The sequence below is a fragment of the Arachidicoccus terrestris genome, from assembly GCF_020042345.1.
Classification (GTDB): domain Bacteria; phylum Bacteroidota; class Bacteroidia; order Chitinophagales; family Chitinophagaceae; genus Arachidicoccus; species Arachidicoccus terrestris.
Genome location: NZ_CP083387.1, coordinates 862,733 through 876,497 on the forward strand (window position 1 = coordinate 862,733; position 13,765 = coordinate 876,497).

General features: G+C 49.2%; 9 protein-coding genes. All 9 read right to left on the minus strand.

Going from position 1 to position 13,765, the window contains the following annotated elements:
- Nucleotide 1 precedes the first annotated feature (1 nt).
- The 9 genes from K9M52_RS03410 to K9M52_RS03450 all read right to left on the minus strand — a co-directional run bounded on the left by K9M52_RS03410 (nt 2) and on the right by K9M52_RS03450 (nt 13,659).
- The gene (locus K9M52_RS03410) at nt 2-1,270 is read right to left on the minus strand and encodes an MFS transporter (protein WP_224070663.1); all 1,269 of its coding nucleotides are present in this window, start codon (nt 1,268-1,270) and stop codon (nt 2-4) included.
- Nucleotides 1,271-1,328: 58 nt separating this feature from the next.
- Entirely contained in the window at nt 1,329-2,465 is a 1,137-nt protein-coding gene (locus K9M52_RS03415) for a galactose oxidase (RefSeq protein ID WP_224070664.1), read from the minus strand.
- A 149-nt stretch (nt 2,466-2,614) separates the two neighbouring features.
- Nucleotides 2,615-3,565, minus strand: a complete 951-nt coding sequence (locus K9M52_RS03420) for a dihydrodipicolinate synthase family protein (RefSeq protein ID WP_224070665.1) — start codon at nt 3,563-3,565, stop codon at nt 2,615-2,617.
- 169 nt (nt 3,566-3,734) lie between these two features.
- Nucleotides 3,735-5,054 carry a sialidase family protein gene (locus K9M52_RS03425; protein ID WP_224070666.1) on the minus strand — a complete coding sequence of 440 codons (1,320 nt, stop codon included), beginning with the start codon at nt 5,052-5,054 and terminating at the stop codon, nt 3,735-3,737.
- Nucleotides 5,044-6,045 (minus strand): dihydrodipicolinate synthase family protein, encoded by a 1,002-nt coding sequence (locus K9M52_RS03430; RefSeq protein ID WP_224070667.1) that lies wholly within the window; start codon nt 6,043-6,045, stop codon nt 5,044-5,046. Before K9M52_RS03430 ends, K9M52_RS03425 begins: the two co-directional genes overlap by 11 nt.
- Before the next feature lie 38 nt (nt 6,046-6,083).
- A complete protein-coding gene (locus tag K9M52_RS03435; protein ID WP_224070668.1) occupies nt 6,084-7,523 on the minus strand; it encodes a hypothetical protein in 1,440 nt (479 codons plus the stop codon).
- Nucleotides 7,516-8,751: a sialidase family protein gene (locus K9M52_RS03440; protein WP_224070669.1), complete on the minus strand. Its 1,236-nt coding sequence runs from the start codon at nt 8,749-8,751 to the stop codon at nt 7,516-7,518. The genes K9M52_RS03435 and K9M52_RS03440 overlap by 8 nt, the downstream gene beginning before the upstream one ends.
- A 30-nt stretch (nt 8,752-8,781) precedes the next feature.
- Nucleotides 8,782-10,308, minus strand: coding sequence for a RagB/SusD family nutrient uptake outer membrane protein (locus tag K9M52_RS03445; RefSeq protein WP_224070670.1), 1,527 nt, complete (start codon nt 10,306-10,308; stop codon nt 8,782-8,784).
- Between the two features lie 99 nt (nt 10,309-10,407).
- Complete coding sequence (locus K9M52_RS03450) at nt 10,408-13,659, minus strand: SusC/RagA family TonB-linked outer membrane protein (RefSeq protein ID WP_224070671.1); 3,252 nt, start codon at nt 13,657-13,659, stop codon at nt 10,408-10,410.
- Nucleotides 13,660-13,765: the final 106 nt, after the last annotated feature.

Genomic DNA, 13,765 nt, shown 5'->3' on the forward strand with positions numbered 1-13,765 from the left:
TTTATTTTTTTATTTTTAAAGAAACCAGCAGCCAGGCCGCTATCAATATTAAGATGGCAGACGCCTGGTAGATCAAAGACAGACTGATCTCGGCGTCTTTCAGGGCGCCGCCGATATACACCATGAGGCCGCCGATCACCGTTCCCAGAAAATTCAGTACACCATATCCGGTAGCGATGTATCGGGCATCAGCGATCTGTCTTAAAACAGGCATTAAATTAGCATCGGTAAACCCGCGGGCGAGGCCAAATATCAGCATGGCAATAATGGCCAGATAAAATACACTGGTCGAGGCCATTAAAAATAAAAATGGCGCTCCTACCGTAAAACCTAACACTATAACATTGATTCTCCCGCGAGGCGTTTTTCGGGCCCATCTGTCGGCCAGAATACCTCCCAGGACGACACCGATAAAGGAGCCCACCTGAATATAACCGGTCGCAGAGATACCTGCCAGTCCGAGATCCAGTTGAAAATGGGTTTTAAGAAAAGTGGGCAGCCAGCCATACACCAGCCAGTTCACAACGCCAAAAGCCCCAAAAAATAACATGAGTATATAAAACGACCGCATGGCCAGTAAAGATTTAAATGCATCCAATAGCTGCACCTTGCCCGTGCTTTGTGGTGTAGCATCCACGGCGATCGGCTGTTCCCGGGCCTGAGACGGCTTCTCCCGGGGCGCATCCTTTAAGAGCCATAATAAAAATAAAGAATAGACAATACCGAAAATGCCAAACACGTGAAAGCCAAAACGCCAACCGTAACTCACCGCAATATATCCTCCGATACCACCTACAGCAAGGCCGGCATAGAGGCCACTCATATGCAGTCCTGTCGCAAGAGACCTGGTCTTACCACGATGGTAATCCGTAATCATGGCAAGTGCAGCAGGGATATAACAGGCTTCACTGATGCCCATCACCATCCGGCTGATCAGTAACTCCTGATAAGTAGCGGCAGCACCGGTCCATAACGTAACAGCCGACCAGACCAATACACTAAATACAATCACTTTCTTACGACTATACCGGTCGGCAAAATAACCGCCAAAAGGGCTTAGTACGCCATAGGCCCATAAAAATACAGAAGTAAGCAATCCGTACTCCGCATCACTGATGGTGAACTCACGGACGATCGGATCCCGCATAGAAGTAATCAGAATCCGGTCCAGGTAGTTCAGAAAGGCAACCACCCAGAGTAAAGCCACCACCAGCCATGGATAACGGTCATTTGAGAAGGTGCCGGAGCGTAATTTTGCTGTTCTAGCCATATGATCGAGTTATTAGTTGATGCGTGTTTGTTTTGACTCAATAATAAATACCTTCCATTTATTTGTCTTGTAAGGTCCCCATTATCACACGAGGCGTGCGTGTACCGGGACGAACTTCGCCGCCGACCAGCACAATATCGCCATGCCACAAAACGGCGCCGGTAGTGACCGGTGCCCAAATGCTGCCGTTCGGGTTGACTGCCGCATCCGGTTTCTTGTCCACCCAACACTGACCGGCAACCTGCCACCTATTTCTTTGCGGATCATAGGCGAATATCCGGTCGGAAAATCCGGGATGACGCTCTTTCAATACCGCTGTCTCATCCGCCAACGCCCCGTCGTCTCCCCCGAGTATGAAAAGCTGTCCCTTTATAGCCACAGCGGGGCCCGGCGCCGCTACTGTAGGACTGGGCAGATCCGCCAGACGCCGCCATCCTTTTTCTTTTCCCGATACGACATGTGGATCATAACAGTAGGCATCTTTTAAATAAGTTCTTTTTCCTTCATGAAGTGCAGTACCGCTGAATAGATAAAACTTGCCGTCTAATGCGCCGCCAACGCTTAACATCCGGCTTTCTCCCGGCCAGCCGGGCAACACCTCCCAAACGGGACGGTCTGCACTGAGATTAAGCCGCCAGCAGACATTCGTGGCAGTCGCATCTGATGGTTGTGCCTGACCGCCTGCCAGGTAAATGCAATCGCCGACCAAGGCGCCGCTTGTAAGCGCAATGGCTGAAGGCAGTGAAGGCAAGGTATCTATGCTGACCATTCCCTCATCAGCATTTTTATGGTAGCTTATGCGCTGAACGGTTCTGTAATGCCCTTCACTGTTACTTCCGCCGATTAAAATCATCTGACTTTTCCAGCTGACCGTCAGTCCGTATCCCAGCGGACGGGGGAGCCGGCCGGCAACCTTCCAGGTGGCAGAAGAAGTTTCTAAGACATAAACCGTATCGTACCAGGTCTTCACCCCGCCGTTCCAGGGCGTGCCGCCATCCGGGAAATTAGCGCCTCCGGCGCAAATCAACGCGTCACCGGCAAGCCCGATAAATGCCCCGGCAAGCCCTGTCCGATTGGGAAGTGGCGCCAGCTGGGACCAGTGAAAGGTGTGAGATACGCCTGTATCCGCCTGCAGTCCCGGATGAGTCTCTGCTATGCCCGTGACCGAATATTTATTCTCTGGTATTTTTGTCATGATGTGGTCATTTGAATGTAGCCCTATACGCCGGTGATGACCAGTAGCCATCGCCGGAAGATACAGGGCGCAGATAAGCGCTGCGGTCCCTGCACCGCCTCTAATGGTAAGATGCGGTGGCCGCCTGCGACCCGGTTGGTTAAAAATGCTCATGAGCGTCCTCCCGTGGTCCCCTGTAACTCCAAAGTGCGGCCGGCATCTTCCAGTGCTTTAAAAAAACCGGCATTTTCCAATTTCTGCTTCAGCTCCTGATACTCATTTTCCGTCAGTTCACGAAGGGGTAGTCTGCAGGGGCCCAGCGGGATGCCCAGCATATGCATGATGGCTCTCTGTGCGGCAATGGAATGATAGCCACTCAGGCAACGCACCATATTCACCGACTCCAGCTGCCTGCGGCGCGCGCCCTCGAGGTCACCTCGGCGAAACTTGTGCAGCAGATCAACATAAATAGGTGCGGCAAAAGCATAGGTACTCCCAATGGCAGCGCCGGCCCCTACGCTCAGCGCTTCCAGCAACAACTCATCATATCCAAAGAGTATATTGTACTGACCATTCTTATAATTAAGACAGGCCTGATACTCATGTAATGTGGAAGCTGTATACTTAATGCCCGCCAGATTCTGTATGGCCTGCTCTGCCTGCTCTAGAAATGCCACCATGTCAAGTCCCACACCCGTAAGCGTAGGTATATGATAATAATAAAACGGCGTGTTCGGCGCCGCAGCGGCAATGGCCGCCATGCTGTCTACCAATACGTCAACCTGGCCTGGTTTATAATAAAAAGCAGAAACCGATGAGATGGCGTCCGCGCCATGTTTCTCAGCGTGTGCAGCCAACTTGCGGGCTTCCCGGATAGAGGCATGGCCGACATGCACAAATACCAGCATCTTACCTTTAGCCGCCTTGAGATAGGTTTCTGCTACTGCCATTCTTTCCTCGATGGTCAGATTGGGGCCTTCCCCATTCGTGCCGCAGATAAATACCCCGCTCACCCCCTGAGCAGCTAAACGATCGACCATGGCCCCGATGGGTTCAAGATCAATATCTCCTTCAGGTGTATAGAATCCGAAAGTGGCTGCAATTAATCCGTCTGTTTTCATAAGTTTTGTTTAAAGCCGGGTATCATTTTTTATCAACCACCTGTGAATCAAAATGCCCCGGCAACATTAATTTTATTGTTTGTCGAAAGAGTTTTTATGGCCAGTGTCCTGTAAAATGAAATCCATTTTCACGGCATATTCATCCAACTCTGCCGGCCGCATTGATTATTTATTTTTTTGCGGGCCGGATGCTGATTTTTTTCAGCACCAGACTGTAATTCCATCCCTTCGCCTTTGTATTGGTTTCATAGAGGCAATAAATGTTGCCACGACCATCCGTTGCCAGGTCAGAATATCCAGCGGGACCGTTTTGTAATAATTGAGTGACAGGCCAGTGCTGACCATTATCCAGACTGAGTTTAAGGGTCAGCTGGCGGCGGGGATATCCTTTGATATTTCTGCTGTCCGGATTGGAAAACAAAAGCCAGCTTTTCCCGGGGGAAAATTTTCCTGCCACACGGCGCAGGCGTTTAGGTGGGAGCATCTTGATGAACCCGGCCATACAAATCGGATCAAAGAGCTCAGCCGCAAAAACCGGATGGCTCCAATCCGAGATCCCGTCAGGGCTATAAGCCACCGCCCGCTGATGCTTATCTGATCCGGTTCTCATATTAATCATCACCCTTCCATCCGCCAGCTCCACCAGCATGGACTCATTAGGGTTTTTAATGGCATTGGAATTATCTGCCACGATCTTACCCATTTTCCAGCTCTTCCCAAGATCATCACTGTAAATCGTTGCCACGCAGCTCGGCCCGTGTTTGCGTTTAGGTTTCACAATGGGTGAAGCCGCCAGCCAGATCGCCGCTATCAGGCGGCCATTTTTTAGTTGAATACCATGGCCCGGACCCGGAGCCAGTACGTTCCACGCGTAGACGTTTTTTATCTTATCGACAGTAGCCGTAATATCCACGGCAGCTGACCAAGTCTTGCCCTCATCTGTTGACTTTGTATAAAACAGGTGGGCATAATCACGCTGATACAGCAAATGAATGGTGCCGTCTTTACTGACAATCGGCGTCGCATTGCTGGTAGGTCCCTGTCCTCTCGGCGCCACAATCTGCGCCGGCTGCCAGCTTTTTCCCCCATCCAGGCTTCTGCGCAGCAGCAAGTCCATTTCCGCCCAGTCGCTGGAAGTCCCGACCCTGCCTTCACAAAAAGCCAGCAGGTTCCCTTTGTTTGTCCTTACAAGAGCAGGGATGCGCATAGAGGCATATCCTGTCTTAGCGGCAACGCCGGTATCCGGTTCAAAGACAATACTGCTGTCCAGGGTAGCCAGCTTAATTGGCGGTACAGACGACTGAATAGCGTTGTCATCTGTCATGCCGCTCTTCAACTGTCCAAAGGAAGGTGTCATCATGGCTGTCACTAAAAGGACAGTAGCAGCCAATACGCCTTTTTGCCATCCGGTTCTAACAGACACAGCAGGACGGTTTCTTTTCTGGGTTCTTACCGAACCATCTTCTACAGTATATCTTTTATGAATCATGCGTTGTTTCTTTAGCTTTTATACTTTTGTTTTTCCATTTTCCTGCCCTTAAATGCGCGTCAAAGAATTCCGGTATTATAGCCTCTGCCGTCTCCCTTAAGCGGCAGGCCATCGCCCGGTCAAATCCGATATAAGGCCAGCGGAGCGCTGTACCGGTATCAGACCAGCCGCCAATCGCCGCCAGCATTTTATCGGCAGCCATATTGGAAAACCGGTTAGCTTTCAGCAAGGGCTCGATATAGGTTCCTATCCAGTTGCGGATCCGCCCTTCGAGTTCCAGCGCCCCTGTCATATCCGTCCGGGTCATTTCGTACCAGTACTGCGCCACGGCGGGGTGCAGACAAGCCATATTAGAATAAGCGCCTGATGCACCTTTCTGGATACCGGAGGCCAGATGATGCCCGGGGATAAATATGGAAAGCATAGGATCCAGTTGTCTTATTTTATCAAACCATGCAGCGTCTCCTCCTATCACCTTCAGGCCGGCCAGCCGGTTTAATAAGCCAGCGGCATGAAGTGCACCATAATCTTCTATTGTCAGGCATTTTTTTGCATGTGGCGGATTATAGAGCACGACCGGCAACTTTCCTGCCAGGTCCAATACCCTTTCCAGATACAACTGCACTTCTGCCATGGATGGTGGCGCCCAGTCAGGTAGGATAACCTGAATGGCTCCGGGCTCCAGGGTAAGCGCCCTTTGTATACGCCTACAGGTTTCCATTGGATCGGGATGGCTGCATCCGATCTGAAAAGGCATCCCTGCTTTCTGACATTTTGAAGCCAGCATGGCATTGATGCGGTCGAACTCTTCCGGTGTCTGATTAAAAAATTCGCCGGCAGTACCGTTTGAATAAATCCCGTTCACATCTGTTTCAACCAGAAAGTCCAGCTGCTCTTCCAGCTTTGAAAAATCGATCACATCGTTTTCTGTAACAGGCAATAACAAAGTGGCCCAATTGCCCCGGATATCGGTCTTTTGTAAAGGTTGCATAGTCTATCTTTCTCTCTTTCTGTGTTTTTATATACCGGTTAATTAGCCGGACCGGCGTTTTCCACCAGGCAAGTCTGCAAGTGGAGGTCAAAGGTGATAATGATCCAGTAGCGCTTATCAGGATCAGGTAACGTATAGGATAGATTTTTACCGCTGCTTCCCTGGATCAGCTGCCCGTCAAGCGTTCTGTCATAGCGCCAGAAAGGCGACAGCCACTTGTCATTTACAGGATCCCTGGGTGTAAGCGTAAAGCTCACCAGCTGATGCATCTTAACCTTTGTGACATACCTGAAAGGATTGCCCGGTTCCGGCGTGCATTCCACGGCCCCCTTTGGCCGGGAAGCACCCGGATAATCATCGAAAAAAGCACCGGCCATGGCCAGGGGATTATCAGGCAGCGCCCAGGCCTCTGACGGATCCGGCGTTACCTTTTTTACCTGATACGACTCTGTTTTCGTGTCCACATCTATAACGTAATAGCCCTTATCCGGCAGCGTAATCGGCAGGGAATGCTGATCACTGGAGGTCAGATCACCTGGTTTGCCCATGGGATCCTGTCCAAAGCGATAACCGTTAAATGATTTCTGTCCAAGCAAGAATATCTCTGTACCTGCCTCGGGTGCGTAATAGCCGACCTGATAAACATAATCTCCTGTCCTTGTCACTTTTCCGGGCATCCCGGAAAGGTATCTCGAAAAATCACCGCCAGTGGCTGCAGGAGCGACATATAATGGGAGGTCTCCTGCGTAAGGCACTTTTCTTGAAACGCGTATCATCACCGTTTTCTGCGTCATAAGGCCGGACACGTCATATACGAAAACGGTCAGCGGAAAACTGCCTTTTTTCAATGGCAACGCCAGTGTCTTTTTAAAATCAAATTCGTTTCCGCTGATGGTCACTGAATCATCAACGGACAGGTCCGGTGCTTTCAATACCACCGCTCCCAGTCCGCTGTTGTCCTGCAGGGCTATATCGAGATTGAGTACCGCTTTATCGTTTTCAATTTCTACGATATAATCTTCAAGCGGCGTCTTAAAAGAGGGCTTTTCTATATCGGAGAGTTTAATTTCAGTGGTGGCCTGTCCGCCATACACATTGGTTGCTGTAATGAAGATCACACTGCTGTCCTTTTGCCGGCTAAGCGGTGCCTTCAGCACTCTGTCCAGTGTATATTCTTTAATCAGGCTGTCTTGCGCGATCTTAATGGTTTGGTCAACGTAAAAAGAATCACATTGTATATGGATTGTCTTTAACCCATAGGCGTCCTTTACGCTGCCGGAAAGTTTGACCGTATAATAACCGGCTGTCTTTTCCATTGGAGTAGCCACCAGATTGAGGGTCGGTGGTGTGGCATCCCCCGGGACGCTAACCTTGGCTTCCTTCTTGCAGGCAAAAAACAGGCAGGCGATTAACAGCCAGATACCCCATTTCCCTGCAGCAAGAGCGGGGATATGATTTCTCTTTATAACATTATTCATGATAATCATTTTTTAAAGAATCAAGTAAGTAGGATTGGAAAGTAATCTTCTCATAAGGATTGACCTCACCTGTCTCATAAGTAATACCCAGATGATCGTTACCGATAATGACCATATCTGAATAGGCAGCCTGCCCCGGTTCCACAATATAGCGCGCCGTCCAGTTGGCGCCATTATTGTTACTGAGGCTGATGGCCATATTCTCTCTTTTCTTACTGGCCGCATTGGAAAAATACAGCATGTAAGTGCCGGCCCATTCAAACCCTAATATACTTCCCTGATTGACCGGATCAACCAGTGGATACTCCGCCATCATGGGACTCCAGGTGGCACCGCCATCTTCACTCAGCGATGAAATCCTGTAATTCTTACCCGTGCAACGGCTGTTCATCAGTAACCTGCCATCCGGCAGTTCCACAACAGTTGACTCACTGGGTTTAAATCCATTGGGGTCTGCATAGGCGCCCTTCTGCCAGGTTTTACCGTGGTCATCAGAATAGATCGCAAAAGCGGATTCCGTCCTGTTGGAAGCGTTTTTATCGACGGTAATAAAACAGGCCGGGATCACCAGTCTGCCTTTATGCCCGCCTTGCTTTAACTGAATCCCGTGGCAGGGACCGGTGGACAACCATCCCCAGTCAGGGTCCATTACGTCACCGGAAATATCAACGGGCGTTTTCCAGGTTTTACCATCATCCTCAGAAAGGCTCATATAAGCATGACGCCGCTCTGCCGTGCCGTTATTAATCGCGCCAATATCAGCGGAGCCCAGATTCCAGGACATGAGCAGATAAATATTGCCCGTGCTCTGGTCTACCACGGGTACAGGATTGCCACAGGTGTTACCGCCGTCATCCCAGACCATGGTCATACCGCTCCATGACTTTCCGCCGTCATCAGATCTTTTAACAACCAGGTCAATATTCCCGTTGTCCTTACAATTGTCTTTTCTGGCTTCCGCGAAAGCGAGCAATGTGCCCTTCTTTGTCTCAATGATGGCCGGGATCCTGAAACAGCTATAGCCTTCTGTATTCTTGGCATAAATATCCGCTTCAACGCTGGCGGCTAACTGCTGGTTGCCGACACCGGCAGGCGGCGGTGGCGGCGGATCCGCCACATCACGCCGGCACCCTGTGCCAGCCAGTAGCAGCCACAAGCCGGACAGCAGCATTCCATATCTGATGACCCTGTCAAAACGAATTATTCTTGTCTGATGTACTATTTTCATAATCTGTAATTTTGTAAAGTTACCCGTGTATTAGAATGCGGGATAACCTTCAGTTTGATCAAGTTTTGGATTAAGACTATGGGCCGCCCGGCTGATCGGGAAAAACAGCGGTACCTGCTTGCCGCTTAATTCAGGAACAACCTGATAGAGATTAATAACCCCTTCTTTGTGAAAACGGACCAGATCGGGCCAGCGTTTAAGTTCGGCATATAATTCCCGGAAACGCTCCTGTAAAATTTCTTTCTCTAAGGTCTTTTTGTCCGTCTGACCGGTATAGTCACCCGTTCCGGCACGGTTACGCACTTTATTAAGCGGCACCAGCGCCTGCGATACTTTACCCAACGCAGCCAGTGCTTCTGCTTTCAACAGCAGCAAGCCGCCTAATCTGTAGATAATGATATCACAGTCAAATATCCGCCCGTCAGGATAGAGCGTGCCTTTTAATTTGTTGTCGAATACACCCACAAGGGATCCATCGCTTCTGACACCTTTCACCATCGAAGCAGCCTTGCGCTTATCTGCCGGATTAACATCGAAGGCCGCTTCCAGACTGGCACTCGGTGCATACTGGCTTCTGGCAGCCGACTCCGCCCAGGGAATATCATCTTTGTTGACAGCGTCATTAACCAGTGCGCCGTTGGGTTTGAGATAATATCCGTAACTGTGGCCGGATTCATCTTTCTGGAAATAGATAGATAGGACCACTTCACTATTGTTGCGATGATCGGTCGAGTAAATATCACTGAAGTCCGGCAATAAAGAAGCCGTAGGTATGACCTTATCCAGGGCCTCGACCGCCCCGTTCAAGTCTGCTGCGCCGCCGCCCAGCACTTTGGCCTTCCAGATCAGCGCATCCGCCAGGAGTGCTTCAGCTGCCGGAGCAGAGGCCCGGCTCTTATTCACATATCCCTGTTCAGGAAACAAAGAAAGGGCTGACTGAATATCCTTTAAAATCTGCGCCATGACTTCTGTGGCAGGCGAGCGGGCAAGCAAGGGCTGGTCATCACTTTCAGTAGGTGTTAAAACCAGCGGCACATCTCCCCAGCTGCGAATGAGGTAGAAATAGGTGTAAGCCCGGATAAAATAGGCTTCCGCCATCACCCGGTCCTTTGTACTTTGATCCCCGAAACGAATGCCATCCACATACTTTAACAGCAGATTGCAGTGGTGGATCAGGTTATAGAAATTCACCCAGCTGGGCGCGGAATTTTCTGTCAGGTTCTGCGTCCATGCGGTGCTCATGCCCTGATGCAGACCGGGGTCAAAACTGTCGCCACGATCCTCCATATAAAACGTCGTGTTCATCGTCGACCTGAATTTAGAATAGATTCCGATCATATACCCTAAGACATCTCCTTCCGTTTTCCAGTAATTGGCACTGGTAATAGAGGAAACCGGCGCCAGTTCCAATGTCTTTGTACAGCTGTCAGAGAAAATAACGACGATACATAGCGATAAGGCCGTCAGCAAGGGCCTTAAGGCATATCCTCCGATACGTCTTACGGCCAGGCTGGAGCGGGATATATTGCGCTTGCTTATTTTTTTTATCTGTTTCATAATAAAATCTTTTTATCTCTTTTTTTATCTGCAGGGTGTGTATTCAGCCAGTTATAATTTTCGCTAAAGCCTGGGCACACCCGCATGGCGATATCAGTGTTAGAATGTGATTTTAATACCGAAATTGTATTCAAGTGGCCTGGGATAGAGACCCGGATCATTACCTGTAAATACTTCAGGCGTCAATCCGTCGTAGGCTGTGATATACCCCATATTAAATACACCGGCAAACAACTGTAACTGCTGGACAGCGATCTTCTTCAAAAACCTGGCCTCCCAGTTATAGCCCAGCGAGACTTCTCTAAAAGCCAGATAGTCTCCTTTTTTATAATAGAGGGAATTGTTACTGGGGTTATTGCCGCTGTTACCGATCCCTTGCGCATCCCGCACATGATTGCGGTAACCAAAGTCCCAGTCACTCTCAACAGTGTATCTGGGAATGGTCGCGATGTCGCCCGGTTTCTTCCAGATGTCATCACTCAGTACATCGGAGAGCGCCATGTTATTATTTCTGGAGCTGCCATTGGCCTTTGCCCTAAAGCCGTTATCGATCACAAATCCCAGGGCATAGTCTACCACAAAACGCAGAGAGAATCCTTTATAGCTCAGAGAATTGACCATCCCACCGGTAATGTCCGGGTGAATATATCCCATAAACACCATGTCTTTATTGTCGATGATATTGTCACCATTGACATCTTCCCAGATCGCGTCACCGCCTTTTTTCTGCCGTCCGTTCGCAAATACATCATAAGGCGCGTTCAAAGCAGACTCATCTGTGGGATAGACACCGATCATGTGATAAGCCCATCTGCCACCATATCTTTCACCTTCGGCAAACCCGCCGACCCAGACATCCTTCTGAAGTTTCGGATCAAATACAATATTGCCGCCGGAGCGATTCTTATCCTGTCCGTTCTCAGGTAAATTCAGCGCGATGGAACGGTTATAGGCGATGTTAAAGGAACTGTTCCACTGGAAATGTTTGGAACGAATGATATCCGCAGATACTTCAAACTCAATACCTCTGCTTCTGATGGAACCAAAATTACTTTTGATGCTGCTGAATCCGGTGGAGTAGTCCAGTGGCTTGTCATATAAACGATCTGAGGTCACTTTGGAATAGTAGTCGACCATTAAACTTAACCGGTTATTGAACAGGCCAATATCAAGGCCCACATCTGATGAGGTAGTTGTTTCCCACTTCAGGGCACGATTGGCAACCGCCGTATTCAGTATCCCCGCCTGCCCCATATACGTATAGGCGGTCCCGGTAGAATAAGCCCCCTGGGAATTGCCGATGCTTAATTCGTTGTTGCCCGTTTCACCCCAGCTGCCCCTTAGTTTCAGCTGGCTGATAAAAGAAGCGCCGAGCGCTTTCCAGAATTTCTCCCTGTGTATATTCCACCCTGCGGAAAATCCGGGGAATATACCCCATTTGTGCTCCGTTGAGAATTTTGAGGATCCGTCATAGCGAAGGCTGGCAGAGAATAGATACCTTAGATCATAGTTGTAATTGACGCGGCCAAAATAGCTCATCATATTATCCTCAGTCATTTCAGTACTCACCCTTTGGGTTTCCGGATTAGAGGCATTCAGGGTCGGGATATTGTCTGTCGGCGCACCGTATCCCGTTCCATGCATGGTATTGCCGGTCTGATCCAGGTAACTTGTCCCTAACAGCGCATTCAGGTTATGGCGACCAAATGACCTGGTATAGTTTAACAGGCCGTCCAGTTGTAAATTTTTAATCAGATCCCGGTTGGCTGCGGCATTCCTATTCTTATTAATTTCATTATAGGCTTCAAAACGGTTCTGGTCGCTGGTGCCTGAATAATAATAAAAAGTGGGTGTAAATGTCAGCCCGGGAATGATCTTTACTTCCGCCCCCAGTTGCAGGTTTGTCCTGTAGACGCTGTTATCACTGTATTTGTCTTTATAATAATATTCATGTAAACGGCTCCTGAAACTCGCATTCACCTCGCCGGGTGCCGGCGTCCCGTCTTCATAATAAAGACGTTCAGTAAACGGCATGGTGACAGAGCGGCTCAGGGTATTATTATAATTACTGGCGCCGTTACTGTTCCGGTGAATATAACCCACCTGTGAATTAAGCGTTACCCGGTCATTTAGTTTATAGCTGACTTTCAGATCCAGTGTATAGTTCTTATACCAGGTACCATATAAAATACCGTCCTGGTTCAGATAGCCCATGCCCAGATAGTAATTAAATTTATCCGTGGCGCCGCTGACATTAAAATCATACTCCTTTTTCAATCCTCTCTGAAAGGTCACATCCTGGAAATCCGTGGATTTAAAAATCAGCTGGCGGCCTGTAACGGGATCGGTCATGGTTTCCCATCCCCGTTGGTTCAAAAGATAATCCACATACTGCTGTCCGTAATTTAACAAATACACATCCAGAAATTCCAAGGTTTGCCGGCTGTTGCGCGGATTCCCTGTAGACATCCCGTACGTTCCTCCTTCCAGATACTTCTGTTTATTGGCGGGAGAGCTGTAATTATTAATATTCTCACGGCTGACTCTGATATAATCCGCGGCACTGATAAAGTCATACCGTTTTGCCTGCTGTTCGATACCGGAGGTCACCTTGAAGTTGATTTTCGGCTTGCCGACCTTGCCGGATTTAGTGGTAACGATGATAATGCCATTGGCTGCGCGGGCCCCGTAAATAGCGGTCGAGGCCGCGTCCTTTAATACCTGAATGGACGCAATGTCATCGGGGTTTAAATCGCTGATATTACGAACGGCGCCGACAAATCCGTCCACGATAAAAAGCGGAGCGTCCCCCTCCGGAGAGGTGGAACTGCCTCCCCGGATAAATATCTGCGGATTCGCGCCCGGCTGGCCGTCAGATATCTGAAGCGATAATCCGGGAACTTTCCCCTGTAGCTGTACGAGCGGGTTGGCCGCGGGTGCATGATCAAACTCCTTCTCGCTGATCTTGGAGATAGAAGTCGTAACGGCCTCCCTGGACTGCGTCCCGTAGCCGATAACGACCACGTCATCCAACAGGTCATTGTCTTCGGGTACCAACGCCACATTATAAACGTCAGAACCACTGAGCGGAATTTCTTTTTTTGTATAGCCTACAAAAGATACCACCAGCATTCCCTGGGAATTAGAGGGGACCGAAAGTGAAAAATTACCGGTACTATCGGTCAGCGTGTGGCTGCCTACGTCCTTAAGCTGAACAGTTGCACCTTCGAGCGGGGCCTGGGTGACGGAGGATATGATCCTGCCATGAATCCTGACCCCCTCCTGGGCAAAAACAGGTTGGGAAAAAATAAGAAGCATTCCCAATAAACAGTAAAGTCCTAACGATTTCATACAATCAATTTATGGTAAAGGAATGTGATTTTTGTTTATTTGCCCTTATGTAGGGCATAACAAATGTAGGTAGAATAAACATTACAAACAAGCGTTCTTTAACAAA

Excerpts from the sequence above, each read along its gene's own strand:
- K9M52_RS03410 (WP_224070663.1), bottom strand. The coding sequence starts at position 1,270 with ATGGCTAGAACAGCAAAATTACGCTCCGGCACCTTCTCAAATGACCGT.
- K9M52_RS03415 (WP_224070664.1), bottom strand. The coding sequence starts at position 2,465 with ATGACAAAAATACCAGAGAATAAATATTCGGTCACGGGCATAGCAGAG.
- K9M52_RS03420 (WP_224070665.1), bottom strand. The coding sequence starts at position 3,565 with ATGAAAACAGACGGATTAATTGCAGCCACTTTCGGATTCTATACACCT.
- K9M52_RS03425 (WP_224070666.1), bottom strand. The coding sequence starts at position 5,054 with ATGATTCATAAAAGATATACTGTAGAAGATGGTTCGGTAAGAACCCAG.
- K9M52_RS03430 (WP_224070667.1), bottom strand. The coding sequence starts at position 6,045 with ATGCAACCTTTACAAAAGACCGATATCCGGGGCAATTGGGCCACTTTG.
- K9M52_RS03435 (WP_224070668.1), bottom strand. The coding sequence starts at position 7,523 with ATGAATAATGTTATAAAGAGAAATCATATCCCCGCTCTTGCTGCAGGG.
- K9M52_RS03440 (WP_224070669.1), bottom strand. The coding sequence starts at position 8,751 with ATGAAAATAGTACATCAGACAAGAATAATTCGTTTTGACAGGGTCATC.
- K9M52_RS03445 (WP_224070670.1), bottom strand. The coding sequence starts at position 10,308 with ATGAAACAGATAAAAAAAATAAGCAAGCGCAATATATCCCGCTCCAGC.
- K9M52_RS03450 (WP_224070671.1), bottom strand. The coding sequence starts at position 13,659 with ATGAAATCGTTAGGACTTTACTGTTTATTGGGAATGCTTCTTATTTTT.